This is a genomic window from Thermococcus gorgonarius (genome assembly GCF_002214385.1).
Classification (GTDB): domain Archaea; phylum Methanobacteriota_B; class Thermococci; order Thermococcales; family Thermococcaceae; genus Thermococcus; species Thermococcus gorgonarius.
Map to the genome: position 1 here is coordinate 1,072,391 of NZ_CP014855.1, position 23,991 is coordinate 1,096,381.

The window sequence follows — 23,991 nt, forward strand, 5'->3', positions numbered from 1 at the left end:
AATCTATTTCACCTGTTTCGACTCCCATCGAAGCACTCACAACACTTTTATAGTTCGCTTTCCACTCATCAACGGACAAACGTAATCGGTGGTGGCCATGGAAGCACTTGAAAGAGCCCTTAAATGGGCTGAGGATAACCTGAAAGCTGAGTACATAGAGCTCCGCTACGAGGACCTGAAGAAGACCACTTTGGGCCTCAAGGACGGCGTTTTTACGAGCTTTACAGGGAAGCTTCACAAGGGAGTCGCGATAAGGGTTCTGGCAGATGGTGCCTGGGGTTTCTCATCAACCAGCGACCTTTCTAACCTCGAAAAGAAGATTGAAGAGGCCTACAAACTGGCAAAGGCCGCGGCTCAGACGAAGAGGGAGAAGATAGAGTTAGCAGAGATAAAGCCCGTTGAGGACTTCGTTAAGAGCAAGATGCGCGTTAAGCCCCGTGAAGTGGACATCGAGGAGAAGGTAAGCCACCTCAGGGAACTGGAGAAGCTCCTAAAGGAGGACAGCGCGGTTAAGAGCGTTCAGATACGCTACGAGGACGGAGGTGGCAGAAAGCTCCTCCTCACCAACGAGGGGACGAAGATAGAGTGGGACTACAACTACCTCTACCAGGGAACCTACGTCACCGGAAAGGCCGACGGAAAGCTGGCAATGGCGAGGGACAGCATTGGTGCCGTTGACTACGGCTGGGAGCTTATGACCGAGAGGGAACCCAACGAGAAGGTTGCCGAGAGGCTGTTGAGGAAGATGCACAGCCAGCTCAAGGGTGTTGCACCAAAGCGCGGCGAGTGGCCGATCGTTGCAGGTCCGATAGTAGTTGGCATCATCGCGCACGAGGCGCTTGGACACCTTGCGGAGGCCGACTTGACAATAAACTCGCCCTTCAAAGACCTTATCGGCAAGCAGATAGCTCCAGAGTACGTGACCATGAGCGAGCGCCACGTTGAGGGCGGCTTTGGAAACGACAAGTACGACGACGAGGGCGTTCCCGTTAAGGACATCCACATAATCGAGAACGGTATCCTCAAGGAGATTATGCTGAACAGGGAATACGCGGCGAAGTGGGGCATGGAACCCAACGGCCACGCTAGAGCTGAGAGCTACCGCTACCCGCCGATAATCAGGATGAGGAACACCATCTTCGAGCCGGGCGACCACTCCTTCGAGGAGCTGATAGAGGGCATCAAGTTCGGCTACTACGTCGTTGACTTCCGCGGCGGCCAGGCCCAGCTCAACAGTGCCTTCCAGGTCGGAATTCAGGAGGGCTACGTCATCAGAAACGGCGAGATAGCCGAGCCGATAAGGGACACCTCGATCACGGGCGTCGCAATCGAGGCTCTCAAGAAGATTTCAGCTGTCGGCAACGACTTCGGCCTAGAGGTCGGCTTCTGCGGTAAGGGTCAGACGGCCTTCGTGAGTTCAGGCGGCCCACACATGCGCTTTGATGGAGGAATCCTGATCGGGTGAGGTGGTGAAAATGGAGAACCTCATACGCTTCGGCGAGAAGCTTTTCGACGAGCTCGAGATAGCCGTCTACCACTCAAGGGACGTCAGCGCGAGCGTCGAGCTGAACGAGATTTCGATGGCCTCGACGAGGAGCGGTGCTGTAACGATAATCCGCGGAATAAAGGACAAGCGCCTCGGCCTTGCCATCGTTGACAGCGACGAGCCCGAAAGGGTCAAGGAGGCCATAGAGCAGGCCGCGAAGATGGCAAAGCTCAACTCCCCGGACGAGAAGTGGGTCTCCCTCCCGGAGCCGGGGAAGTACAGGGAGAAACCAAAGCCGAACTACGAGCTTAAGGAGACTTCCCCCGACATACTCGTCGAGAAGCTCGTCCACGGAATAAAGCTCGCCCGCGAGAAGGACCCCAACGTGGTAGTAGCTGGCGGCGAGGGTGGCGTCAGCTGGGAAGAGAGAAGAATACTCAACTCCCACGGTATTGACGTCTTCCAGGAGGGCGGAGCGGCGTTCTTCTTCCTCGAGCTGGTTGGAAGGAAGGGGGACGTCGTGACACCGGGTATCTTCGACTTCGACGCCAGGAGAGACCTCAACCTTGACGTTGATGGCGTCGTCGAGAGGGCCGTCCAGAAGGTGGGGTGGGCCTACAACGTGGAGAAGAGCAGGAACGAGGAAGTGCCGATAATCCTCGGTCCGTGGGCCATAGCGGGGCTCTTCAGCTACGCCCTCCTTCCAGCATTCAGCGGTGAGCGCTTAGTCAAAGAGACCACCCCGCTCGCTGGAAAGGTCGGCGAGAAGATAGCGAGTGACGTTTTGACCATCTACGACGACCCGTTCCACCCGCTGTCGCTTGAGCCGGCCATAGCCGACGGTGAGGGCGTTCCAACGAGGAAGAACGTCCTCATCGAGGAGGGAACCTTCAAGGGCTTCGTCTGGGACAACTACTGGGCCAAGGTTTACGGAACCGAGAGCACCGGCAATGGGAAGCGCGACCTGAGGAGCGGAGGCATAAACATAGGCTTCCACAGCGTTGTCATCGAGAACGGGAAGAGAAACCTCGAAGACCTCATAGCCGAAATCGAGCGTGGCTACCTCGTTGATGGCCTTCAGGGTGCTCATTCAAGCAACCCGGACAACGGAAACTTCGCAGTCACCGCTAACCCAGCATTTCTCATCGAGGACGGCGAGGTCAAGGGCGCGAGCGTGTTCCTCATCGCCGGAAACGTCTACGAACTGCTAAAGCAGGCGAGCGAGGTAACGAAGGAGCAGACTGTAATGCCCTTCATGAACACGATGATAACGCCGCACATAAAGTTCGAGAACGTGAAGATAGCGGGGAAGTGATTTCCTTTTCTTCCCCTTGTTTTCTCTACAGAACATTCCTTTAAAAAGGCGTGTTCTACGCAGAAAACATTATTCCACCCTAAAGTCTATAGCGATGTTGAACTGCCTCGGCGCGTAGGGGCGCACCTTTCTCCGGTCGAGGAACTCCACTGAAAGGCCGAGTTCTTTCGCCACTGCCTTTATCTTCGCCTCGTGCTCGGAAAACAGGTCTTCCTCTGGACTAAAGCCGTAATAGTGAACTACCCCGCCGGACTTGACGCTCATCATCGCCTCCCTTAAAAAGCGGTCGGCAAACTTCGGGAGGTTCATTATCACGCGGTCGGCCTTGATTTTTCCGGCCACCTTTCTGACATCGCCCAAAATCGGGACAACGTTGTTGACTCTGTTAAGGCGTATGTTCTCCTCAAGGTAACGGATTGCCCAGGGGTTTATGTCGCAGGCGAATACGAGCTTTGCCTTCCTCGCGAGGAGTATTGAGTAAGGGCCAACTCCCGCGAACATGTCGAAGATAACTTCACCGGGCTTCACCTTCCTGAAAATCCGCATCCTCTCGGTGGCGAGCCTCGGGGAGAAGTAAACCCTGGCAACGTCCAGCTTCAGCCTTATCCCGTTCTCGCGGTGGATTGTTTCTGTCCTTTTCTCGCCGGCGAGGTGGATGAGCTCCCTCACCCTGTACTCACCCTCAACTTTGCTCCCCTTGGCGAAGACCGCCTTTATGTGGCGGTGGACTTTTAGAATAGCCTCGCCGATGGCCCTTCCGTAGGGCATCAGCTCCTCAGGGAGTTCGATTATCGCAATGTCTCCGATGATGTCGAAGGAGCTCGGCAGGAGTGGTCTAAGCTCCTCGGGAACTTCAACAACCTCGCGGTAGCTGTGATACCTCTTCTCCAGCCTATCAAACTCGGCCTCAACGAGCTCGAAACCTTCCACAGGCTTTGTAACGGGGAATAAAACGAACTCACCCTCGCGTTTTACGGAGTAACCTTTAGCCAGGACGCCGAGTTCGAGGAGCTTCCTTCTGGTCTTTTCAGCCTCTCGCTTTGGGACTTTTACGGCGAGCATCGGCAACGCTTCGCCCCTGAATTCAAAAACGTTGCCCTGCGAAAGATTTTTAAACACTCATCCTTCCCTAATATCGAGCCCCGGTGGTGTAGCCCGGTCAAACATGCGGGCCTTTCGAGCCCGCGCCCCGGGTTCAAATCCCGGCCGGGGCACCAGAATAGCCCTTCTCAAAACTCCACACTCCTTTTAGGGACGGGAGTTGTCGCATTTCCGAGCTCAACTTGCTTGAGAGCCCACCAGTACTAGGCGAATCCAAAAAAAGAAAAAGCTTTTATGCAAAGTCCAAGAAATTTAATGTGGAGGGTACCCTATGGAGCCCCATGAATTCAAGCTGACTGAAGAGGGACTTAAGGCGGTCTTACCCCCGCTGGAAGCAGAGATAATGGAGTACATGTGGAAGGTAAAAGTCGCCACCGCGGGAGAAGTTTACGAACACCTAAAGTCCAAGCACCCTGAGATGCGCCGTTCAACCGTGAGCATACTAATGAACCGCCTCTGCGAGAAAGGCCTTCTCAAGAGGAGTGTTGACTACGGAAGGGGCGGAATGAGGTATGTTTATTCAGTCACAACAACCCGGGAAGAGTTTGAAAAGAAGATAGTCCAGAAGATACTCGACGCCCTCATGAGCAACTTCAGGGAAGCCACATATGCTTACCTTTCAAACATAAAGGAGAGATAAGGGGAGAAAAATGCGCTTTCTCTTCCCCATAGGCCTGATGTTCACACTGGCGTATTTGGCTCATGGGGAAGTTGGGGTTCTTGTGGGGCTGGCTGTCCTTGCATCCGTCCTAATGATTGGAGCCATGAGTATGCCCCGTCCTAACAGTGGTTACTCCTCCCTCGAAACCGTCAATCCACACCTTTGGGAAAAAATTCAAGAACTGACCAAAAAGCTTGGCCTCAAGAACGTTAAAGTTTACGTCCTAGATGCCTACATTCCAAACGCCTACTCTTTCATGAGAAACGTTGTTCTGTCCCTCGGTCTGTTTGAGATTCTCCACGAGGATGAAATCGTAGCTATCACCGCCCACGAGCTGGGCCATATCAAGAACAGAGACACTATCTTGTTCCCCCTGCTGGCGTACCTTAGAATCTTCTCGTTTATGATGTCCTTTGCCATACTGGCACTCAGCGGCAGTCTGATTATCTTCATGTTATCGATTTCGCTATATCTCTGGTATGAACTTGAGAGATCGTCATATCTCAAGAGCAGGGAATTTAAAGCTGACGACGTGGCCGTTAGGATTTTGAACGTACCATTGAGCCTGAAGAGGGCCCTAGAAGAGCTAAAGTACTACGAAGATCTAATGTCGCAGGTCAAAAAACATGCACTGCCCGGTATAGAACCTGCCCTGGAGAGAAAACCGCCTGAAAAAACATACTGGACACCGAGTTTCCTATTCCTTCCAACCCACCCATCCTACGACGATAGGATCTTCAGAATAATCTCATTTATAGAGGCAAACGAGACCAGAAGAAAACACTCTAACTGAGGGAGGCTCTTCCAATGGAAGTGGAGATCGTACTGGATAAGGAAAAGGCCGAGAGGATAAAAAAGATCCGTCCAACGAAGGACGAGTACTTTATGTTAATAGCGAAGCTCGTGTCACTGAGGGCAACCTGTCCCCGGCTTCGAGTTGGAGCCGTTGCCGTTAAAGATGGCTACATTCTCGCCACGGGCTACAACGGTGCCCCGAGGGGGATGGATCACTGTATCGATGTGGGATGTCTCATAGTCGATGGCCACTGTCACAGGGCAGTTCACGCGGAGCAGAACGTTATAGCTATGGCCGCCAGAAAGGGCATAAGCCTCGAAGGCGCGACGCTCTACGTTACCCACTTCCCGTGTGACACCTGCTTTAAACTTCTAGTCAATGCTGGTATTAGAGAGATAGTCTATGAAGAAATGTATCCCAACGAAGCAACTGAAATACTCCTCAAAGAAGCCCAGGAGAAGGGCATAATAAAAATCAGGCAGTTTAAGTTAAAGAAAGAAAGGGTTAGGGCCTTTCTGGAAGAACTCTTTGGGGAAGACTTCTGATTATTCCTTCTCAATCTTCTCCAGCCTTTCGTTTATCTCCTCCAGTTCGATGCCAACTTTTCTGGTTAGCTCAGTTATCTCCCTCTCCACCCTGTCGATCTTGGCGTAGAGCTCGAACAACAGGAGGAAGAGAAGTCCTATTGAAACCACAAAGAGGGCATCAAGACCCCTGCCAAGCCCCAGCAGATCCTTGATTTCCGTAGAGATGCGGAGGGGAAAGAGCGCAATTATTATAAAAACCCCAATCACAAGTCCCCAGGATAGAACACCCTGCCAGTCAATCCTTCCCGCGCTGTAGTCCCTGTAGACCCTAAACAGCAGGTACGCAAGGACAAGTATTGCAATAAATTGAGCCGCGTACATAATCCATCACCTCACTCTGTCGAACAGGAGGTTTAATGCTATCTTTATACCTTCCTTAACGTTTGTCCCCTTTCTCATGGAGTAATCGGTATAAACGGCCTTGATTGGAACCTCGGCAATTCTGCAGCCGTTTTTGGCCACCTCAACGATGATCTCACTTGATACCGCGTAGCGGTCACAGGTTATCCGGATCCTGGAGGCGCATTCACCGCTGAAGCATCTCAATCCGCTCTGGCTGTCACTCACGTATTTACGGGCAAATATAGCCGTTATCACGTCGAGAACAAAGTTTCCGAACTTTTTTATGAAGGGCATCTGGCTGGTGTCTCCCTTCAAACGGGAGCCAACGGCAAAGTCGGCTTTCCCCTCAACAACGGGCTTCATAACGCGAAGGGCGTCCTCGACGAGGTGCTGACCATCGGCGTCGAAGGTTATGATGATTTTGGCACCCTTTCTTACGGCATAGGCAAGTCCAGTACCGAGAGCCCCTCCAAGCCCACGGTTTATCAGATGGGTGATAACGTGGACACCAAAGGACCGCGCTATCTCCCCCGTTCTATCCCGTGACCCGTCGTTTATCACCACTATCTCGTTTCGCCTGAAATAGCGAAGGAGATCCGAAAGGACAGCGCCAATGGTCAGTTCCTCGTTGTAAGCAGGAACGACAACGTAAGTCGAGAGTAGTTTTTCCATGAAGGGAACGAACTTCTCCATAGTTGATATCTCAAAATCAGGGGTAGCATCGACTGAGAAGCTCATTCTCCCGGAGTCGTGTGAAGTAACGAGGACGCTTAGGGCACCTGCTTTCCTTGCAGCAATGACATCGTAGCCGTGGTCGCCCACGACGAGGGTTTTCTCAGGTGGGATTTTCAGTTCATCGAGGACCTTCTTTATCTGTCCCCCCTCCGGCTTTAGCTCTTCTGGTGGAACGTCTTCTCTTGCAACTACGATCTCAAAGTACTCAAGGATTTTCAATTTCTCTAGGGCAAACAAAGCGGCTTTCCTTGAGCTTCTTGTGACGACTGCCATTTTAATTCCCCTATTCCTAAGGAACCGGAGGGATTCAAGCACGCCGGGAAAAAGAAAGCTGTCTTTCATCCTTTCGACTTCGAGCTCAACCTGATGGGAGTGAAGCTCCTCAAACGGGATCCCGGTTTCCCGGGAGATCCTGAGAAGGGACTCATACATCGGACTCAGGTTACCCATTAAATCGTCGCTTATGCCAATCTGGCGGAGCCGTTTTCTGAGTTTGTCCTTTAGCTCTGAAAATGATTCCTTTGCCCCAACTAACGTGCCATCGAGGTCGAAAACAACCAGCCTTACGTCCATCTGCCACCCCTCTTGCCAGCTTCTACCCAGCACTCTTTGAGGACATCGTAGATCGCGCTCCACTCTATGTACTCAAGGGAGTTGCCCAGGGCCCTTCTAAGCCGCGATGCAAAAGCCTTCATCCCATCCATGTCCTCGAACTCCGCTATTATAACCGCTTGAGTTCTCCCGCTCGTCCTGAAGATGGATTCAACGTTTTCATAAGCCGCAAACTTCTGAAGGATAAGATCTATATCAGGCCCCTCAACTCTAAGTTTCAGCAGAAAGAGGACTTTAACGTACTTATCGAGGAAAGCCGGATCAACAACGGCGGAATACCCCTTTATTGCCCCAAGTTTCTCAAGCTTCTCAAGTCTGTTTTTGACGCTTGCAGGTGAGAGGTTCACCCTCCTGCCTAACTCAGTCAGTGTAATTCTTCCCTCCTTTCGAAGGATTCTGAGTATCTCTCTGTCCTTCTCGTCAATACCGGGCATTGTCTTCACCGGATTTGAAAATGAGAAAGACAAAATCAGCGGGTAATCTTTATCTCCCTCATGAGCTCAAGCGGTTCCGGATGCTTCTCGAAGTAGTCCCTAACCGGCTTGAGGAGCTCTATGAGATACTCCGCAACAGCGTTCTTGAGGTCGAGCGGGTGGAGCTTTCCTTCCGCGAAGTCTTTCTTGAGCTCCTCGAAGGTGGTGTATGTGACGTCCCCGCCAAACTTTGCCGGCCTGTGGATGGTGAACTCCGTTGGTTCTTCGCGGAAGATTATGTACTCTGCCCAATCAAGGACAGGGTTGTATTTAACTTCTCTGGCCGGACAGAAGGCTTTCCTGAGCTTCTGCCTGATCTCTTCTGGCGAATCATGGATAAACACAGCGGAGTAGGGCTTGCTCTTGCTCATCTTCATCTGAGTCTTGAGCTCTTTGAACTGCTCCTCGCTCTCTATCGGCCAGACAGGCGGCTCCTGAAGACCAAGGAGGAGGTGGTGGTGTAAAGCCACAGGCTTGAGCTTCTCGCCGTTCCATTCAAGGGGGTGATATCTGAGCTTCTGAGCCACTTCAATCGCTATAACGTGGGCTTTCCTCTGGTCCATTCCGGCGTGAGCTATCGTGACACCCTGGTAGAAGATGTCCGCCACCTGCATCATCGGGTATATCAGCTTGGCGAAGTCTATTGCCTCACCCATCTGCCTTCCCATTATCGTTATTGACCTCATAACCCTGCTCAGGGTGACGTTCTTTGAGATATCTATGACGGTCTGCCAGTAGTCACCCTTCTCAAGTATCTCGCTCGCGAGAACAAACTCCACCTTATCGGGATCGCCGCCCATGACCTTTATGCTCTGCTTCATGCCCTCTTTGAAGTATGTTAGTGCAACCTTCTGAATGACGTCTAAATCTCCGCCGAGCTTGTCGTTTATCCAGCTGTGCCAGTCGGCCAGGAAGACCCTCGTCTTGACTCCAGCCTTCTGAAGGTCGGCTATTTTAGCGCCGGCCATCAGTCCGGTTCCTAGGTGAATGTAACCGCTTATCTCGAACCCTATGTAGTGCTGCATCGGGATTCCGACTTCGAGGAGGTGCCTGAGGTTCTCCTCGGTTAGAAGTTCCTCCGTGGGCTTCTTCTTTATGAGTTCTATCCTGCTCTCAATGTCCATCCCTACCACCTAAAGAAAAAACGGCCACCGGTTTAAGGGCTTTGCGGCCGAAAGGTTAATTAGGTTCCACGACTATATCCATCTGAACGTTATGGGGGTGTTCAACATGAAGGTGCTGTTTCTGAGTGCAGACGGTTTTGAGGATCTGGAGCTGATCTACCCGCTCCACAGGATAAAGGAGGAGGGCCACGAGGTCTATGTGGCGAGCTTCCAGAGGGGCAAGATAACGGGGAAGCACGGCTACTCCGTCAACGTTGACCTAGCCTTTGACGAGGTTGACCCCGACGAGTTCGACGCGCTCGTCCTTCCCGGTGGAAGAGCGCCTGAAATAGTGAGGCTCAACGAGAAGGCCGTCTCAATAGTTAAGAAGATGTTTGAGGACGGAAAGCCCGTCGCCAGCATCTGCCACGGTCCGCAGATACTCATCTCAGCCGGCGTGCTGAAGGGTAGGAAGGGCACAAGCGTTATAACTATCCGCGACGACGTGAAGAACGCCGGCGCGGAGTGGGTCGACGCTGAGGTGGTCGTGGACGGCAACTGGGTCAGCTCCAGGCACCCTGGAGACCTCTACGCATGGATGAGGGAGTTCGTGAAACTTCTGAAATGATTGTTTTAATTTTTCACCAGCTATTTTTGGCTGAGGAGCCCTTGAGGAATGAAGAGACCACTCGACGAAATCAGGGCTCCTTCTCTACTAAAGCATAGAAAAAGCCTATCGTCCTATGCCTGTGGGGCCATGCTCTCATCGTTCCTTCAAGGAAGCCTGGATCGTAGGGCCCATTCAGAGGTATCAGCCGCGCGTTGTCATGTCTCTCAAGGAACCACTTCACAACTTCCTCGTTTTCTTCGGGAAGCATGGAACAGGTTGAATACAGCATCCTACCCCCCGGCTTCAAAAGCCGCCAGGCACTCTCGATCAGTTCTTTTTGAAGTGCAACGACCTTGGGGATATTCTTTTCCAGAAGGCGCCATCTCAGTTCTGGATTTTTTGCTATCGTTCCATCGCTTGTGCAGGGGGCGTCGAGCATTACCCTATCGGCTATACCCTCACCGAGTATCTCAGGAGCCTTCCTGCCATCGGCGGCGATTGTTTCCGCTATCTCAACGCCCGTTCTCCTCAAAATCTCATTCATCCGCTTTATCCTCGACCGATCAACGTCAAAAGCGTATATCCTGCCCTCATTGTTCATCAACTCGGCCATGTGAGCCGTTTTTCCACCAGGTGCGGCGGCCAGATCTACAACTGTTTCTCCAGGTCTAGGAGAGAGAACAAGCGAAGCAACTGCCGCTGCTTCCTCCTGCGCTATGACCCAGCCCCTGTTGAAGAGCCATTCGGGGTTGAAGGGGGTGAGGATTCTGATGACGGTATCAACCCTCTCACTCCTCTCAAAGCGGACGTTCTTCTTCCTCAAGTATTCCTCCACATCATCAACGTCTGCCTTAAGCCGGTTCACTCTAATACTCATCGGCAGGGTTTCGTTCAACGCTCTCAACAGCTCTTCCGTTTCATCTCCCATGATAGAGCGCATTTTTTTGATGAACCACTCCGGGAAGAGGTACTCCCACTTGAGCCTCTTTTCCTCCGAATCTATAACGGGAACGTATTCAAGAACCCTGGGCAAGAGATCGTAGTAGTAATAACCCACGTAGGGATGGGTAGTCCTGGAGAGAAACTGGGCCAGGCCTTTGAGATGCTGAACTGTTCTCTCGCTTGGATCTCTAAAGACTGCAACCTCAATCGCAACCCTCAAAGCAGCTCTCAGCCAGGGGTCGAGGATGAGCGGGGAGACGCCGACGAGCTCCTCAATTATCTCGTCTATGAGGCCAAGTCTCCTCTGGATGGAGTAGAAAATCCCAGTCAGTTTAGAGTTCTCCCAGCCCTCAATTTTATACTTTGCGAAGGCTTTTCTCTTGGCCTGCTGGCTGGGCTTAACGACTTCGCCAAGCTTAACTGCCTCAACGAGGGCATAAAGCTGTCTGTCACTCAGTTTCAGCTTTCCCATTTCCAACCCTCTTGAACCTGTATATATCAACCATAATCCTTTCCAGCCTCTTTCTGTGGAAGAAGAACTGGGCGGGGATTTCAAACGGTAGAGTTAAGTGGTGTGTGATTTCAAACCCATTGTCCCGCGTGAAGGCCTCTATAAAGCCCCTCACCTCGGGCTTCGCGAGGTGGATGGAATACACTACATCGCTTACCTCGAACGCCTTGATAAGGAAAGGCCTGTCCGCGTGAGGTTTCTGGCTGCCAAAGGGTGGATTCATCACGACCACGTCCACTCTCCGGGAGAACTCCGAAACATCCTCTAACAGAAACTCTATGTTATCCAATCCAAGGGACTCGGCGTTTTTTCTTGCGAGGGCAAGGGCTTCGGGATCAATCTCGACTGCATAGACTTTCTCCGCTCCCAATAGGGCGGCACCGATGGAAAGAACTCCCGTTCCCGCACCGAGATCCGCTACTATCTTGCCCCTAAGATCCCCCAGAGAATACGCTAACCAGAGCAGTTCTGCCGCCACGTTACCCGGAGTCCTGTACTGTTCCAGCCAGGGCTTTGGATTTCTAAACCCCTCAAGTTTCGAAAGGAGTATCGCGAGATGTTTTCTCTTCATACCAACTGCAAAAATGGAACGGCGTATTTATAGTTTGCGCGAAAGCACACTCCAAGAGGATTGGGGGTAAAGATTCAGACAAGTCCGAGCTCACCCGGAACTTCGACTATTGAAAAACTGTCGTCCTCATTTCTTTTGACGGCCGATATCATGACCGGAAGGAGCTTGTAAGTGTGCCCACCAATTATTTTGACGAGAAGTTTTTCAAAGGCTTCCATCTCAGCTTTATCAGAAAACTCGACTCTGGCTATAAAGTCATACTCCCCGTAGAGCCACTCTCCCCTAACGGGGAGCCTTTCGAGCACTTCGTCCCTAACTCCCCAGACCAGGAGTACCGCTTCCGTTTTTATCACCCATACATTAAACCCGAATATTCAATAAAGATTTTTCTAATAAAAATTCGTCTTTTTGTCTATATGACAAAAAACTGGGGGCCTTAAATTGGAGAGATGACGGAAGAAGTTTAAAAGACCACTCCCGAACTTTAAGGGGTGAGCGTGATGATAAGGGGAGTCTTTTTCGACTTCGTCGGAACACTGATAACAAAATCAGGAGAAAACGTCACCCATCAGAACATCATCAAAGAGACCCTGAAAAGGGCCGGAAGAGAAGACCTGGACTACATTAAACTCTGGAAGGAGTACGAGGAAGAGAGCTCGGCTCTCTTTAAAGAACTCGCGGGGAAACCCTATGTGAAGATAAGGGATGTAGACACCGAAGCTATAAGAAGAGTTGCCAAAAGGTACGGTTTTGACGTCCCGAAAGACTTTTGGACAATAAACGTCGAGATGCACAAAAAGTATGGAGAGCTGTTCCCGGACGCAAAAGAAACAATAATGACATTAAAATCCCTGGGTCTCCACGTGGGCATAATTACAGATTCGGACAACGACTACATAAAGGCCCATTTAGAGGCCCTGGGAATCTACAACCTGTTCGACAGCGTAACAACGAGTGAAGACGCTGGCTTTTACAAACCCCATGAGAGACCGTTCCTCCTAGCGCTGGAAAAGGCCAGAATCAAACCGGAGGAGGCCATCTACATAGGGGACAACCCAGCGAAAGACTGTGTTGGGGCGAAAAAAGTTGGAATGTACTCAGTTCTGCTGGATCCAGAATCGTCAAAGAAAGCGCTCTGGGAGAACTGCGATTTCATAGTCTCGACACTGAAAGACGTTGTGGAAATAGTTCAGGGGCTCAACACCCAAATTTAAAAACATCTGCAAAGGGCCTAAGCCCTTCCAATTATTTCCAGGCTCACGTCGAAGTTTTTGACTGAATGAGTGAGGTAGCCGAGGCTTATGACGTCGATGTCGAGCTTCGCGTATTCAGATATGTTCTCGGGCGTTATTCCTCCGGAGACCTCGATTTTAACCCTATCGCGAAGGCCTTCGCGCTTTAATGCATTTATTGTCCTTGCTATCTCCTCCGGGCTCATGTTGTCGAGCATCACAACCTCGGCTCCTGCTCTGGCGGCTTTAACGGCATCCTCAATGCTCCCGACTTCGACCTCGACGACCTTGTAAAGGCTGAACTCTTTCGCGCGCTTTATCGCTTCTTCAAGCGGAACTAAGGCGAGGTGGTTGTCCTTTATGAGTATTGCGTCGCTGAGGGAGAAGCGGTGAGGCTCACCGCCACCGATGAGGATTGCCCTCTTGTCTATCGGCTTGAGGAGGGTCTTTCTGGTTCCGGCAACGCGAACTTTGGGATTAACAGTCCTAACTTTTTCAACAAGCCTTCTAACTTCCGTGGCGATGCCGCTCATCCTCCCCATGACGTTTAACGCGGTTCTCTCGACGAGGAGGATCGAGCGAGCGTCCCCCTCAAGTTCAAGGATGACGTCACCCTTTCTAACCTCTTCTCCGTCGCGCTTCCTGACCCCGACCTTAACGCCGAAGTGCTCGAAGAGGGCCTTGGCCTCTTCAACGCCGGCTATAACCCCTTCTTGCTTTGCTATGATGACGGCCTTCGCTTTTGTTCCCTCTGGAATAACTGCCTCGCTCGTGACGTCGCCGAAGGGCGCATCTTCCTGAATGAACCTGAGGAGATAGTTGAGCGGAACCATGCTTTCACCTCCATCCCTACTGGGAACCGGGCTTTATTTTGCTTTCCATAGGCGGGCACCACTCCCCGTGAAAGAATGTTTTTTATGCTCAAAGGCGAAGATTTTAGGGGGAGATTTATGATAAAGAAAGCTGTCATTCCCATAGGAGGAGAGGCAACCCGACTGAGGCCCCTCACGATAGAGACATCCAAAGGCCTCGTGAGGCTACTCAACAAGCCCATCCTCGAGCACTCGATTCTGAACCTGGCAAAGGACGGCATCGAGGAGGTGTACCTTGGAGTAAAGGGCTACGTGAACTACACCTCGCTCTTCGACTACTTCCGCGAGGGCTACTGGCTCAAAAAGAAGTACGGGCTTGAGAACGAGGTGAGGATTCGCTACATGCCGCGCTACGAGAGCACCACCAACGGCGACGCCGTCTGGTATACCATGCAGTACTACGGCATAAAGGAGCCAGTTGTGGTGATCCAAGGGGATAACATATACCAGCTGAACGTCCAGGAGATGTTTGAGTGGCACAGGAAGAAAAAGGCATACATGACGATAGCGCTCCAGCGCGTTGAGGACGTTACCGGCTTCGGCGTTGCAAAGATTGACGACGACTACAGGATAGAGTACTTCGTCGAGAAGCCCAGACCCGAAGAAGCACCAAGCAACCTCGCGAACACGGGCATATACATCCTCTCGGAGAACTTCTGGGAGTTTCTAGAGGAGAGCTGGGCGAAGGACATGAGGGAAAGGAAAACCCTCGACTTCGGCGGCGATATAATCCCCGCCCTCATAGAGCATGGCTACGACGTCTACGGTTACCCAATGGAAGGATACTGGTTCGACGTCGGGACGCCGGAGCGCTACCTTAACGCAGCCATGTATCTGCTCCATCACCTCTCCCCGGAGGACATGGATGCAGTGGAGGTAACCCATGACATCTACATACAAGGGAAATCAGAGATGTCCGAGAACCTGAGGCGAAAAATCCGGGACATGATAAAACGCGGTGAGCTCATTGTTGAGGGCAAAGTTCTCCTTGGAAGGCACATCTCGATCGGTAAGGGAACCGCTCTTGAAGACGCCATCATAGACAACTATTCGGTAATCGGTAGGAAGTGTGAGATCCTCCACTCCGTTGTGATGGACAGGGTAAAGCTTGGAGACAACGTAAGAATAATAAACTCAATAATAGGCCGCCACGTCGAGATAGGGGACAACGTCAGGATAGTGAACTCCGTTATAGGGGACAACGCGGTGATAAGCGACAACGTGAGGATGTATAACGTCAAAATATGGCCCCACGAGTTCGTTGAGAAAGGGGCAACTCTGGAGCACTACACCGTGAGACACACAATGCCAAGGAGGTAAAAAGAAAAGAATCAGCTCATCTCCAGCATTCTTTCTATCGCCTTCTTGGCCTTTTCAGCTATCTCTTTGGGAATCTCAACCTCGTACTTCATATCGCGGAGCGACTCGTAGATGTGGTTTAGTGTTATCGCCTTCATCCCGATGCAGGTTGGGTCTTCTCTCGCAGGATGGAACTTGATGTTGGGGTAGAGCTTGCTCAATCTGTAGACCATTTCCCTCTCCGTGAAAACAACCCACTCGTTCCACTCAGGGGCGCGCTTTATCATCCCACCAGTTGAGACGATTATATCAGCCTCCTCCTGAACTTCCGGTTCGCACTCCGGGTGAACCATTAGCTTGGCGTTTGGATACAGTTCCCTCGCCCTCCTGACATCTTCGAGGGTGAACTTTCTGTGAACATAACAGTGCCCGTACTCGGGAACCGGGATAACCTTTTTTCCCGTCTGCTTAGCTACGTAATAGGCGAGGTTCTTATCGGGGCCGAAGATTACAACGTCGGAGTCGAGCTTTCCGACGATTTTGGCGGCATTGGCTGAGGTTACCGTAACGTCCGCGAGGGCCTTGCACTCGGCCGAGCTGTTGACGTAGAGGACAACTGGAGCGCTGGGATACCTCTTCTTCGCCTCAATGATGTGCTCCGGTTTGAGCATGTTGGCCATGGCACAGGTTGCCCTCCTCGTCGGGAGAAGGACAGTCTTCTCTGGATTGAGGATTTTAGCCGTCTCGGCCATAAAGTCAACGCCCGCGAAAACTATGACGTCGGCATCAACGTTCACCGCTTTCCTCGCCAGCTCAAGGCTATCTCCTAAGAAATCGGCTATATCCTGAACCTCTGGCAACTGATAGTTGTGGGCCATGATGATCGCGTTGCGCCCCTCCTTAAGCCTGAGGATTTCATTAATGAGTTTTTCTTTTTCCATGATAACCACCAGCTCTGAGTTCAAGATCCATTAAAAGAACTTTTCGGGTGAAATCTGTAAAGTGGTGAACTAAAATTTCTGCTGGAATAAAAACTGGCGGGCCCGGCGGGATTCGAACCCGCGACCTCCGGCTTAGAAGGCCGGCGCCCTATCCTGCTAGGCTACGGGCCCACGCAATTGATAGAACTGAAGTGCATTTTTAAGCTTTGCCCTTAGGATTTCGCAGAGCAGGATTAAATCAAAGTTCATGGTTTCTCTTAAACTGCCAGTCTAAGAGGGATTCCACTGGAAAACGCTGGAGTGAATCTTGAATTTTACCTTCATCAGAAGGATTTTAATGGGGGCTTGATTTAACCGACGCTCAAAGGGCGTTAAAGGAAAGGAACTCCATAATAAAGGATAATAATAGGAGAATCCAGCCTAACTTGCCTCAGTTAGATAACAAGAGATCCCCCGTTTTAGCATTCAAAATTAGCCCATAACATTCCGCCAGCGCTTTGCGCCAGCAAGCAAACTTTGCAGGGCAAAGTTTGATCAAAGAATGAACTTCAGGAAAATGCCAGAACGAGTTTGCATGTTTTCTCAAGATTTCAGACTCAAAGAGGGTTTGAACTGGAAAAAGCAAACTAAAACAGGTTTCAACATCTTCATAACGCCCTTCGGGCGTTGTACTCATAGTGAAACACTGTAGAACCAGCAAGTGGAAGAACAAACCCCCTCTAAAACGAGAATCTCCAAAAACGACATGCGAACCTTGATCAAACTTAATGAGCAAGCTTTTAGAAAAAGCTTGGCCATAAGGAGTTCTTTCTCGAATAAGGGATAGCCCTGGCGTGCAAGGTTCAACACTCTGCCGAAGTGTGAGTTTACTCCTAAAAGAAGCATTTGGAGAGATTTGCACCGTATTCTGGCGTCCAAAGGACGCCTTGAGGATTGCAAACGTTCGAGAAATGGCAGCTAATGAGTAAACCCCTTAAGGGTTTGAGTTTTTTAGAAGGCACGCAATCTTTCCGTCAACGCTGAAGCTTTTAGAAAAAGCTTCACCAAAAGTTTGGGGTTCCTCTTAGCTCTACAGTTTGAGAGGGGTTCCATTGAAAATGCTGGGAGGAATCTTGAATTCTACCTTCATCAGCGAGATTTTAATGAGAGTTCAACTTTAACCGACGCCCGAAGGGCGTCAAGGGAAAGGAACTCCTTGAGACGGGCAATAATGAAGGAATTCACACTAAAAACAGCTCGTAAAAGAGAATCTCCTCGTGCTTTAGCATCTCAAAGAAGAACCCCAAGCCTTGATCAAACTTCGCGCAGGCGAAGTTTGTTAGAATGGCGCCCGGGCCGGGATTTGAACCCGGGTCACGGGAGTGACAGTCCCGTATGATAGGCCGGGCTACACCACCCGGGCGCATGATAGTGGCCGGCGGCGTTCCCGGTTTCCCGCCCCCTCCCGGAGGGCAGTACACCCGGGAACGCAGGCGGGCTTAACTTCCGGGATCGAAACGAGACCGGGTGTAACCCCGCCGCTATGGCCGCCGTACCGGTACCAACCTCCCAGGAGAGGTTTATAAACTTTACGGTCACTACCACAGTGGCTCGCTTGAAAACTCGTCGTAAGTTGGTGGCTGTTCTCCAGCCGCTTTCTCAAGTCTTGGCGGTAGATCGTAGAAAGCCAATATCTGGTATATGGAAGATATCAAGAGAAGAATCACTCCAACCAAGATTATGAGAGTCAGTGCCCCCCACCAAAGAAAGTTTGCGGCATCTTTGAAGGCTTTTACGTTAGTGAGCTCGTACAACGCCTCAAAAGACTTTTTCCCATAGTACGCGCTCGCTACAAAAGACACAAGAATAATCACCAAGCCAATAAAGACCATAAGGTACCCAGTGGTTGTTAGTTCATGGCTCTCAGCTCCAAAATCGCTCTCGTGTAGAGTAATACCCTCCCCCTGATACACAATCCTATCGGTTGTATGGGAATAAGCAGCAAACGCCCCTAATATGAGAATAACACCCACAACAACACCAACCAGTAGTATGATGAAACTCTTGAGGAAATACTTAAAGGGCCTCTCATCGTTGAGCTTCTCTCCCAGGCCGTGGAGAGATATCAAAAGCAACACAAATCCGATAAGACCAAGCAATCCGCCAATACTGGTAGTACCAAACCTAACCCCGCTAAGCAGTCCCCCTATCAAGGAGAGAATCGAGCCAACCAACCCGAGTTGCCTTTCACTGCTTATATCTATGAAGTTCCCCTCACCAACATACGCCTCCATTGGGACCACCGAAGTTAGTAAGCACCTCTTCTTAAAAGGTTGTTGCTGAGAAGATTTATTAAGGGCAGTTCCAAGTCGAGGGCGGTGATGAAAATGCTTGAGTCGCTGTGGCAGTTCCTGAACCAGTACTTCATCGAACCCATGTACACCCGGGAAGGATACAACCCCGTAAACACGTTTGTCTACGCCTTCCTATTTGGGCTGGGAGTGACGTACTCGTACAGATATATAATCAGACCTCTAAAAATAAAAGTCGACGAAAGGCTCTTCTGGGCAGTAACACCTATGGTGGTCTTTGGCGCCACGGTCAGGGCACTGGTCGATGGCGGTGTTCTCAAACCAAACCCCTGGATTCTAACACCGGGCATATTCTTTACCGCCTTCTTTCTGATACTGCCGGCAATATTCGCAGACGCAAAGCTGGGCACATACCCGAAGATAACCATAGGTTGGGGTACTGTTCTGGCTCTCTGGGCAAACTATCTCCTGGTAACCCATGCCAAAAGCTGGCGTCCCTACGAGCTTACCCTTATCCACACGATAGCCAGCTGGATACCTGTGCTTCTCTACTACCGCTGGAGGCCCTTTGATAAGCTCTACCTCTATGCGGTTCTGGCACATCTCTTCGACATGGGGTCAACTGTCGCAGGATTACAGTTTTACAATTACCGTGAGGTGCACTGGATTGAGCACTACCTAGTCCAGTGGTTTGGACCGTATATATACTACCCATGGATAGCCCTAATCCTGATCGTGGTTTACTATGGACTAAAATACCTTGTTACGGATGAAGAAGAAAGAAGATTCTGGTACCTAGCTATATACATCCTGGGACTCGGTCCGGCAATCAGGGATCCCGCCCAGATGATACTCCAAATCTCAGGGTAATCCCCCTCTAAACTTTTACAAAAAATTAAAAGTAGATTTTGTATCCTCTCGGGGCACGAGAAGGCAAAACCACAGTTAAAGTTATAACTCCCTTTTTTTAATAATTCAGTGGTGATACCATGAGAAAGGCTGCAATAATGATAGCAGTGTTTGTTTTCTTTGGTGTTTTTGGGTTTGCTATGGCTAGTGCTGCGACGGTCGGTGTTGACCTTGCCCACGGCGAAAACGACAAGGGACTAACAGCCCTCACAGACCAGAACGGCAACGTTCTCGTCGAAGGCATGATCAAGAAGATAGGAGACGTCACCTGGGTCTACATCGGCCCGGCCGACAAGGCAGACACCCTCGGCATCCAGCAGGTTGGTGAGAAGATCACCTACGATGCAATAAAGAACATCGACTTCCTCATCATCGGTCAGCCGACCCAGCCCTTCAGCCCCGATGAAATCAACGCCCTCAAACAGTGGTGGAACGACGGCAACAGGATTCTGTGGATTGCAGGCGACAGCGACTACGGAAGCGGCGTTCAGACCATCGATAACGTCAACGCCGTCCTCGAGCAGCTCGGCGTCAACCTGAGGCTTGACCAGTGCTCGGTCGAGGACTCCCAGAGCAACGCTGGAGCCGGCTACCGTGTCGTTGGAATCGTCAACCCCGACGACAAGACCCCCAACAAGGATGACATCACCAAGGACTTCCAGAACGGCGGAAAGGTTCTCTTCCACGGGCCTGGTGTTGTGGCATACGTTGACGACAGCGGCAACTGGAAGGCTCTCGAGTCAAACGCTGGAATAGAAAACGTTTACGTCATAGTCACCACCAGCGAGAACGGGCAGATCGTCGAGAACAACGACCCGCCTGCCAAAGCTTACACTGCAGGTGCCACTGGCAAGTTCCCGCTTCTTGCCGTTCAGACCTTCCCGGACAAGAAGAACCTCCTTATCGTCAGCAGTGAGACCCCGTACGGTGGTTACGAGCCCATGTGGGCCCCGGAGTACCACGGGGTTAAACTCGACGGGCCAACCTTCGTCACCAACTTCATCCACTGGGCAATGGACACTCAAGCCAATCTCGGAAAGAGCGAGAGCGGTGGAGGCGGAATCTGCGGTCCGGCGGCCCTCGTTGGACTGGCAATAATACCGCTCCTCCTCAGGAGGAGGAAGTGACTCTGTTCTTCTCCATTAATTTTTTAGTATGTTTTCAATAAGTGTACTTGAACAACATTCGCGGGGGATAAAGATGAAAAAGGCTGCCTCCATTGGTGTGATACTGCTTCTTGCCTTCAGCATCGTAGCAAGCGGCTGTATCAGCGGCAGTGGCGAAAGTGGCATAACCCTCGTCGTCCTCACAAGGCATGACGCAACCATTCAGTATATGGCAAAACAGCTATTCCTTAAGAGCGACATAGCGAAGGAGTACCACATCACCGACCTGAAGTTTATCAAAGCGTCGGAGAGTCTCTGGCCAAGCTACGTAGAGAAAGGGGCCGACGTCGCATGGGGTGGGGGGCCCACCCTCTTTGATGACCTCTACAAAGAAGGCTATCTGGCCCCGATAACTGACGACAGAGTTCTTGGTCTCCTCGGCAACCCGATACCAACCGAGATGGCAGGAATGCCCATGGTCAGGAAGGACGATAAGGGTAACGTATACTGGATAGCCGCGGCAATATCGTCCTTCGGTTTCACAGTCAACAAAAAGCAGCTCGCCAAGTGGAATCTGCCCGTTCCCCAGAAGTGGGAAGACATAGCGAGCGAGACCTGGGCCGTTGATCCACCTCAGTACGGCATAGCTGACCCGACCAAGAGCACCTCCAACACAAGGATATACCAAATCATCCTCCAGGCCTTTGGCTGGGATCAGGGATGGAGGATAATGACACTTATAGCCGCCAACTCAAGGATATACATGCAGAGTGATGCCGTCAGAGATGCAGTTATAAACGGTGAGATAGCGGCTGGAAACACCATCGACTTCTACGGCTACACTGCCATGCAGCAGAACCCGGACTGCCAGTACATTATTCCCAATGGAGAGAGCATCATAAACGGCGACCCGATAGCGCTCCTTAAGAACGCCAAACACCCGGAGGCCGCCCAGGCGTTCATCTACTGGGTGCTCACCGAGGGACAGGCCATCTGGATGAGCCCCGACATCAACAGGCTTCCAATTAACCCCGAAGTGTTCAACATGAAGGTAAGCAACGAAGCTGCTGAAATAGTATTCAAGGGCCAGTACGCCGGGAAGACCTACGGCGAGGCAAGGCCGAGTCTCAAAAAGGCATACGACGACGCCACCAAGGCCCAGGGAATACCGTTCGACGACAAGAGGGCTCTTGAGACAGTATACGCCCTCCAGTACTACTTTAAGGCCACCCTAGTTGATGAGAACCAGAAACTCCACGAGGCATGGGTTTCCTTGGTTAAGGCATATAAAGACGGAAAGATCAGCGAGGACAAGTTCAACGAGCTAAAAGACAAACTCACCGCCCCGATAAAGTTCAAGGATCCAGAAACAGGGCAGATAGTCACCTTTACCGAGGAATACGCCAAGAAAATCAATGACAGGATCTCAAAGGACAGGAACTTCCAGGATCAGCTTATACAGATATGGCACCAGGCCGCGGTAAACAAGTACAACGAAGTCCTCAACGAAATAGGCGGCTGATTTTAACATTTTCATAACTTTTCTTTACCCTATTCCGCTGGACTTCAACTAGAGAATTTCAAAAACTTTTAAATAGTCTTCACAGAGACCGAGATGAGATGAAGAACCAAGGGAGGTAGCACCCAATGAAGGTCAGCAAGTGGAGCGAGAACTTTTTTGGGACACCTGTGTTCGACCCCGTAGTCGTGATTTCGTTCCTGTTCCCACTCCTCTACTTGATAGCATTCCTAATAATCCCCGTTCTGGCCATGCTAACCATAGCCTTCGAGTACAACGGCCATCTCTCTCTCCACTGGTTCAGTAGCCTGCTGAACGAGTACTACATAAACCTCCACCCCAGCGGAGAGTTCGCCAAGATCATCACCACAGGCACAGGGGAGAAGATATACTACATTCAGGGCATCGACTTCGGTGTCATCCTGAACTCCCTAATCGTCTCGATCAGCGTCATGATCCTCACAACCATACTTGGAACAATCTTCGCATTCGTCATGGCAAGGTACGACTTCCCAGGCAAAAATATCGTCAGGATTCTGCTATTCGTGCCCCTCCTCGTGACCCCCTTCGTCAACGTCTTCATCGTGAAGAAGATGTTCCTCCCCGAAGGGATAATCAACTGGCTGTTCTACGAGGTTCTTCACCTGTTCCCATACAGGATTTGGATAGACGGTCTGGTCGGTGTTGTAATAGCTCAGACCCTGACGTACTACCCGATAGTCTACCTCAACGCCTACGCGAGCTTCATCAACATAGATCCTACCCTTGAGGAGCAGGCGGAAAACCTTGGAAGCAGCGGCTTCCACCTTTTCAGAACGGTCACGTTCCCGCTCGCCCTTCCAGGAATAGCTGCCGGTGCCACACTCGTTGGAATATTCAGCCTTGAGGACCTCGCCGCCCCGATACTTTTCCAGAGCAACGGCCTTGCCAGAAAGCTCATGTCGTTCCAGATCTACAGCGCCTTCACGAGCGTTTTTAACGTTGGCAGTCCTCAGCTCGCTGCGCTTGCACTCGTAATGCTAGCCATAGCGATCCTCATGTTCCTTGGTATAAGGAAGTACGTCAGCATGAGACAGTACGCGATGCTGAGCAAAGGCGGCAGATGGAAGCCCCGCGTCGCCAAACCCAAGCCCTGGCAGGCGGTTCTCATATACTTCGTTGTGCTCCCAGTGCTCCTCCTCTCGATATTCCCCCAGGTCGGAGTCGTTCTCCTCGCATTCAGCGAGCACTGGGACGGAACCTGGCCTTCTGGCTTCACGACGAAGTACATAGAGAGCATCCTTACCCAGCCCGATATAGAGAGGGTCATAATAAACAGCGTGACGTACTCAACGATAGCCGTCATCGTCATAATCCTCCTCTCGCTGACTGCATCCTACGCCGCCAGCAGGTTCAAGAAGAGCAAGCTGGGCCCGGTCTTAGACAGCCTCTCCACGATACCCATAGCAGTCCCCGGAATCGTTATAGCGATGAGCTATTTCTTCTTCTTTGCGAAGGTGTTCCCGAACACACCGCTCGACCCGACCAACCTGCTCGGATTCAACCCGGCAATGGTGCTCATCCTGGCGTATTCGATAAGGCGTCTTCCCTTCGCCGCCCGTTCAATCGCCGCGGGAATACAGCAGATACACGTCTCCCTGGAGGAAGCTGCGCTGAACCTCGGTGCCAGCAGGTGGAAGGCGTTAACGGGAATACTGATACCTCTCATCCTCCTGAACCTCCTCGGTGGTGCAATGCTGAGCTTCGTCTACTGTATGAGCGAGACCAGTGTGGGCATCACCCTCGGTTCCATCAACCCTGAATACTACCCGATAACGGCGAGAATGGTCGAGCTCATGACGAGCGCCGTTGGAAGCGCCAACCTGGCAGCGGCCCTGGGCGTGTTCCTCATGACGGTCCAGATAATCGCAATAGTCCTTGCCAACGTGATAACCAAACAGAGGTACTCCTTCATTGGTATTACATGAGGTGGTTGAG

The 23,991-nt window shown here is 51.3% G+C and carries 23 protein-coding genes, 3 tRNA genes and 1 rRNA gene; 13 read left to right on the forward strand and 14 right to left on the reverse strand.

Annotated elements, in window-relative coordinates; genetic code table 11:
* Window positions 1-97 precede the first annotated feature (97 nt).
* Both A3K92_RS06035 and A3K92_RS06040 read left to right on the forward strand, forming a co-directional pair.
* Complete coding sequence (locus A3K92_RS06035) at window positions 98-1,465, forward strand: TldD/PmbA family protein (RefSeq protein ID WP_088885408.1); 1,368 nt, start codon at window positions 98-100, stop codon at window positions 1,463-1,465.
* Between the two features lie 10 nt (window positions 1,466-1,475).
* Window positions 1,476-2,801, forward strand: a complete 1,326-nt coding sequence (locus A3K92_RS06040) for a TldD/PmbA family protein (protein ID WP_088885409.1) — start codon at window positions 1,476-1,478, stop codon at window positions 2,799-2,801.
* A 69-nt stretch (window positions 2,802-2,870) separates the two neighbouring features.
* Here A3K92_RS06040 and trm5b read toward each other — a convergent pair whose 3' ends face one another.
* Window positions 2,871-3,863 carry a tRNA (guanine(37)-N1)-methyltransferase Trm5b gene (gene trm5b, locus A3K92_RS06045; RefSeq protein WP_088886053.1) on the reverse strand — a complete coding sequence of 331 codons (993 nt, stop codon included), beginning with the start codon at window positions 3,861-3,863 and terminating at the stop codon, window positions 2,871-2,873.
* Window positions 3,864-3,940: 77 nt separating this feature from the next.
* On the opposite strand from trm5b, the gene A3K92_RS06050 reads away from it, so the two are divergent.
* The 4 genes from A3K92_RS06050 to A3K92_RS06065 all read left to right on the forward strand — a co-directional run bounded on the left by A3K92_RS06050 (window position 3,941) and on the right by A3K92_RS06065 (window position 5,904).
* Window positions 3,941-4,018 (forward strand) — tRNA-Glu (locus tag A3K92_RS06050).
* A 155-nt stretch (window positions 4,019-4,173) separates the two neighbouring features.
* The gene (locus A3K92_RS06055) at window positions 4,174-4,542 is read left to right on the forward strand and encodes a BlaI/MecI/CopY family transcriptional regulator (protein WP_088885410.1); all 369 of its coding nucleotides are present in this window, start codon (window positions 4,174-4,176) and stop codon (window positions 4,540-4,542) included.
* A 10-nt stretch (window positions 4,543-4,552) separates the two neighbouring features.
* Window positions 4,553-5,356 (forward strand): M48 family metallopeptidase, encoded by an 804-nt coding sequence (locus tag A3K92_RS06060; RefSeq protein WP_088885411.1) that lies wholly within the window; start codon window positions 4,553-4,555, stop codon window positions 5,354-5,356.
* Window positions 5,357-5,370: 14 nt separating this feature from the next.
* Entirely contained in the window at window positions 5,371-5,904 is a 534-nt protein-coding gene (locus tag A3K92_RS06065; RefSeq protein WP_088885412.1) for a deoxycytidylate deaminase, read from the forward strand.
* On the opposite strand, the gene A3K92_RS06070 is transcribed toward A3K92_RS06065, so the two are convergent.
* From A3K92_RS06070 to A3K92_RS06085, 4 genes are read right to left on the reverse strand one after another with little or no spacing between them, the layout of a single operon-like run.
* Window positions 5,905-6,267 carry a DUF2304 domain-containing protein gene (locus A3K92_RS06070; RefSeq protein ID WP_088885413.1) on the reverse strand — a complete coding sequence of 121 codons (363 nt, stop codon included), beginning with the start codon at window positions 6,265-6,267 and terminating at the stop codon, window positions 5,905-5,907. It lies immediately after the preceding gene.
* A gap of 6 nt (window positions 6,268-6,273) precedes the next feature.
* Window positions 6,274-7,596 (reverse strand): HAD-IA family hydrolase, encoded by a 1,323-nt coding sequence (locus tag A3K92_RS06075; protein ID WP_088885414.1) that lies wholly within the window; start codon window positions 7,594-7,596, stop codon window positions 6,274-6,276.
* The gene (locus A3K92_RS06080; RefSeq protein WP_088885415.1) at window positions 7,587-8,069 is read right to left on the reverse strand and encodes an Lrp/AsnC family transcriptional regulator; all 483 of its coding nucleotides are present in this window, start codon (window positions 8,067-8,069) and stop codon (window positions 7,587-7,589) included. The genes A3K92_RS06075 and A3K92_RS06080 overlap by 10 nt, the downstream gene beginning before the upstream one ends.
* A gap of 35 nt (window positions 8,070-8,104) precedes the next feature.
* Entirely contained in the window at window positions 8,105-9,232 is a 1,128-nt protein-coding gene (locus tag A3K92_RS06085) for a tyrosine--tRNA ligase (protein ID WP_088885416.1), read from the reverse strand.
* Window positions 9,233-9,338: 106 nt separating this feature from the next.
* Here A3K92_RS06085 and pfpI point away from each other — a divergent pair, with 106 nt between their 5' ends.
* Window positions 9,339-9,839: a deglycase PfpI gene (gene pfpI / locus A3K92_RS06090; RefSeq protein ID WP_088885417.1), complete on the forward strand. Its 501-nt coding sequence runs from the start codon at window positions 9,339-9,341 to the stop codon at window positions 9,837-9,839.
* A gap of 70 nt (window positions 9,840-9,909) precedes the next feature.
* Here pfpI and A3K92_RS06095 read toward each other — a convergent pair whose 3' ends face one another.
* From A3K92_RS06095 to A3K92_RS06105, 3 genes are all read right to left on the reverse strand, one after another.
* Window positions 9,910-11,235: an RsmB/NOP family class I SAM-dependent RNA methyltransferase gene (locus tag A3K92_RS06095; protein ID WP_088885418.1), complete on the reverse strand. Its 1,326-nt coding sequence runs from the start codon at window positions 11,233-11,235 to the stop codon at window positions 9,910-9,912.
* Entirely contained in the window at window positions 11,213-11,845 is a 633-nt protein-coding gene (locus A3K92_RS06100; protein ID WP_088885419.1) for an METTL5 family protein, read from the reverse strand. The genes A3K92_RS06095 and A3K92_RS06100 overlap by 23 nt, the downstream gene beginning before the upstream one ends.
* A gap of 74 nt (window positions 11,846-11,919) precedes the next feature.
* The gene (locus A3K92_RS06105; RefSeq protein WP_088885420.1) at window positions 11,920-12,198 is read right to left on the reverse strand and encodes a hypothetical protein; all 279 of its coding nucleotides are present in this window, start codon (window positions 12,196-12,198) and stop codon (window positions 11,920-11,922) included.
* Window positions 12,199-12,345: 147 nt separating this feature from the next.
* Here A3K92_RS06105 and A3K92_RS06110 point away from each other — a divergent pair, with 147 nt between their 5' ends.
* Entirely contained in the window at window positions 12,346-13,059 is a 714-nt protein-coding gene (locus tag A3K92_RS06110) for a TIGR02253 family HAD-type hydrolase (RefSeq protein ID WP_088885421.1), read from the forward strand.
* Window positions 13,060-13,076: 17 nt separating this feature from the next.
* Here A3K92_RS06110 and nadC read toward each other — a convergent pair whose 3' ends face one another.
* Entirely contained in the window at window positions 13,077-13,910 is an 834-nt protein-coding gene (gene nadC / locus A3K92_RS06115) for a carboxylating nicotinate-nucleotide diphosphorylase (protein ID WP_088885422.1), read from the reverse strand.
* 117 nt (window positions 13,911-14,027) lie between these two features.
* On the opposite strand from nadC, the gene A3K92_RS06120 reads away from it, so the two are divergent.
* Entirely contained in the window at window positions 14,028-15,269 is a 1,242-nt protein-coding gene (locus tag A3K92_RS06120) for a nucleotidyltransferase family protein (RefSeq protein WP_088885423.1), read from the forward strand.
* An 11-nt stretch (window positions 15,270-15,280) separates the two neighbouring features.
* On the opposite strand, the gene nadA is transcribed toward A3K92_RS06120, so the two are convergent.
* From nadA to A3K92_RS06145, 5 genes are all read right to left on the reverse strand, one after another.
* Entirely contained in the window at window positions 15,281-16,189 is a 909-nt protein-coding gene (gene nadA / locus A3K92_RS06125; RefSeq protein WP_088885424.1) for a quinolinate synthase NadA, read from the reverse strand.
* A gap of 94 nt (window positions 16,190-16,283) precedes the next feature.
* Window positions 16,284-16,360: transfer RNA gene (locus A3K92_RS06130), tRNA-Arg, on the reverse strand.
* Window positions 16,361-17,513: 1,153 nt separating this feature from the next.
* Window positions 17,514-17,591: transfer RNA gene (locus A3K92_RS06135), tRNA-Asp, on the reverse strand.
* Window positions 17,592-17,601: 10 nt separating this feature from the next.
* A 5S ribosomal RNA gene (rrf, locus tag A3K92_RS06140) occupies window positions 17,602-17,723 on the reverse strand.
* A gap of 43 nt (window positions 17,724-17,766) precedes the next feature.
* Entirely contained in the window at window positions 17,767-18,462 is a 696-nt protein-coding gene (locus A3K92_RS06145; protein WP_088885425.1) for a DUF996 domain-containing protein, read from the reverse strand.
* 93 nt (window positions 18,463-18,555) lie between these two features.
* On the opposite strand from A3K92_RS06145, the gene A3K92_RS06150 reads away from it, so the two are divergent.
* The 4 genes from A3K92_RS06150 (at window position 18,556) to A3K92_RS06165 (ending at window position 23,981) form a co-directional block, all read left to right on the forward strand.
* Window positions 18,556-19,350, forward strand: coding sequence for a DUF63 family protein (locus A3K92_RS06150; RefSeq protein ID WP_088885426.1), 795 nt, complete (start codon window positions 18,556-18,558; stop codon window positions 19,348-19,350).
* A gap of 119 nt (window positions 19,351-19,469) precedes the next feature.
* The gene (locus tag A3K92_RS06155; protein WP_088885427.1) at window positions 19,470-20,516 is read left to right on the forward strand and encodes a CGP-CTERM sorting domain-containing protein; all 1,047 of its coding nucleotides are present in this window, start codon (window positions 19,470-19,472) and stop codon (window positions 20,514-20,516) included.
* A gap of 73 nt (window positions 20,517-20,589) precedes the next feature.
* Window positions 20,590-22,017: an ABC transporter substrate-binding protein gene (locus A3K92_RS06160; RefSeq protein ID WP_088885428.1), complete on the forward strand. Its 1,428-nt coding sequence runs from the start codon at window positions 20,590-20,592 to the stop codon at window positions 22,015-22,017.
* 125 nt (window positions 22,018-22,142) lie between these two features.
* Window positions 22,143-23,981 (forward strand): ABC transporter permease, encoded by a 1,839-nt coding sequence (locus A3K92_RS06165; protein WP_088885429.1) that lies wholly within the window; start codon window positions 22,143-22,145, stop codon window positions 23,979-23,981.
* Window positions 23,982-23,991 lie beyond the last annotated feature (10 nt).

Excerpts from the sequence above, each read along its gene's own strand:
- A3K92_RS06035 (WP_088885408.1), top strand. The coding sequence starts at position 98 with ATGGAAGCACTTGAAAGAGCCCTTAAATGGGCTGAGGATAACCTGAAA.
- A3K92_RS06040 (WP_088885409.1), top strand. The coding sequence starts at position 1,476 with ATGGAGAACCTCATACGCTTCGGCGAGAAGCTTTTCGACGAGCTCGAG.
- trm5b (WP_088886053.1), bottom strand. The coding sequence starts at position 3,863 with ATGCTCGCCGTAAAAGTCCCAAAGCGAGAGGCTGAAAAGACCAGAAGG.
- A3K92_RS06055 (WP_088885410.1), top strand. The coding sequence starts at position 4,174 with ATGGAGCCCCATGAATTCAAGCTGACTGAAGAGGGACTTAAGGCGGTC.
- A3K92_RS06060 (WP_088885411.1), top strand. The coding sequence starts at position 4,553 with ATGCGCTTTCTCTTCCCCATAGGCCTGATGTTCACACTGGCGTATTTG.
- A3K92_RS06065 (WP_088885412.1), top strand. The coding sequence starts at position 5,371 with ATGGAAGTGGAGATCGTACTGGATAAGGAAAAGGCCGAGAGGATAAAA.
- A3K92_RS06070 (WP_088885413.1), bottom strand. The coding sequence starts at position 6,267 with ATGTACGCGGCTCAATTTATTGCAATACTTGTCCTTGCGTACCTGCTG.
- A3K92_RS06075 (WP_088885414.1), bottom strand. The coding sequence starts at position 7,596 with ATGGACGTAAGGCTGGTTGTTTTCGACCTCGATGGCACGTTAGTTGGG.
- A3K92_RS06080 (WP_088885415.1), bottom strand. The coding sequence starts at position 8,069 with ATGCCCGGTATTGACGAGAAGGACAGAGAGATACTCAGAATCCTTCGA.
- A3K92_RS06085 (WP_088885416.1), bottom strand. The coding sequence starts at position 9,232 with ATGGACATTGAGAGCAGGATAGAACTCATAAAGAAGAAGCCCACGGAG.
- pfpI (WP_088885417.1), top strand. The coding sequence starts at position 9,339 with ATGAAGGTGCTGTTTCTGAGTGCAGACGGTTTTGAGGATCTGGAGCTG.
- A3K92_RS06095 (WP_088885418.1), bottom strand. The coding sequence starts at position 11,235 with ATGGGAAAGCTGAAACTGAGTGACAGACAGCTTTATGCCCTCGTTGAG.
- A3K92_RS06100 (WP_088885419.1), bottom strand. The coding sequence starts at position 11,845 with ATGAAGAGAAAACATCTCGCGATACTCCTTTCGAAACTTGAGGGGTTT.
- A3K92_RS06110 (WP_088885421.1), top strand. The coding sequence starts at position 12,346 with ATGATAAGGGGAGTCTTTTTCGACTTCGTCGGAACACTGATAACAAAA.
- nadC (WP_088885422.1), bottom strand. The coding sequence starts at position 13,910 with ATGGTTCCGCTCAACTATCTCCTCAGGTTCATTCAGGAAGATGCGCCC.
- A3K92_RS06120 (WP_088885423.1), top strand. The coding sequence starts at position 14,028 with ATGATAAAGAAAGCTGTCATTCCCATAGGAGGAGAGGCAACCCGACTG.
- nadA (WP_088885424.1), bottom strand. The coding sequence starts at position 16,189 with ATGGAAAAAGAAAAACTCATTAATGAAATCCTCAGGCTTAAGGAGGGG.
- A3K92_RS06145 (WP_088885425.1), bottom strand. The coding sequence starts at position 18,462 with ATGGAGGCGTATGTTGGTGAGGGGAACTTCATAGATATAAGCAGTGAA.
- A3K92_RS06150 (WP_088885426.1), top strand. The coding sequence starts at position 18,556 with ATGCTTGAGTCGCTGTGGCAGTTCCTGAACCAGTACTTCATCGAACCC.
- A3K92_RS06155 (WP_088885427.1), top strand. The coding sequence starts at position 19,470 with ATGAGAAAGGCTGCAATAATGATAGCAGTGTTTGTTTTCTTTGGTGTT.
- A3K92_RS06160 (WP_088885428.1), top strand. The coding sequence starts at position 20,590 with ATGAAAAAGGCTGCCTCCATTGGTGTGATACTGCTTCTTGCCTTCAGC.
- A3K92_RS06165 (WP_088885429.1), top strand. The coding sequence starts at position 22,143 with ATGAAGGTCAGCAAGTGGAGCGAGAACTTTTTTGGGACACCTGTGTTC.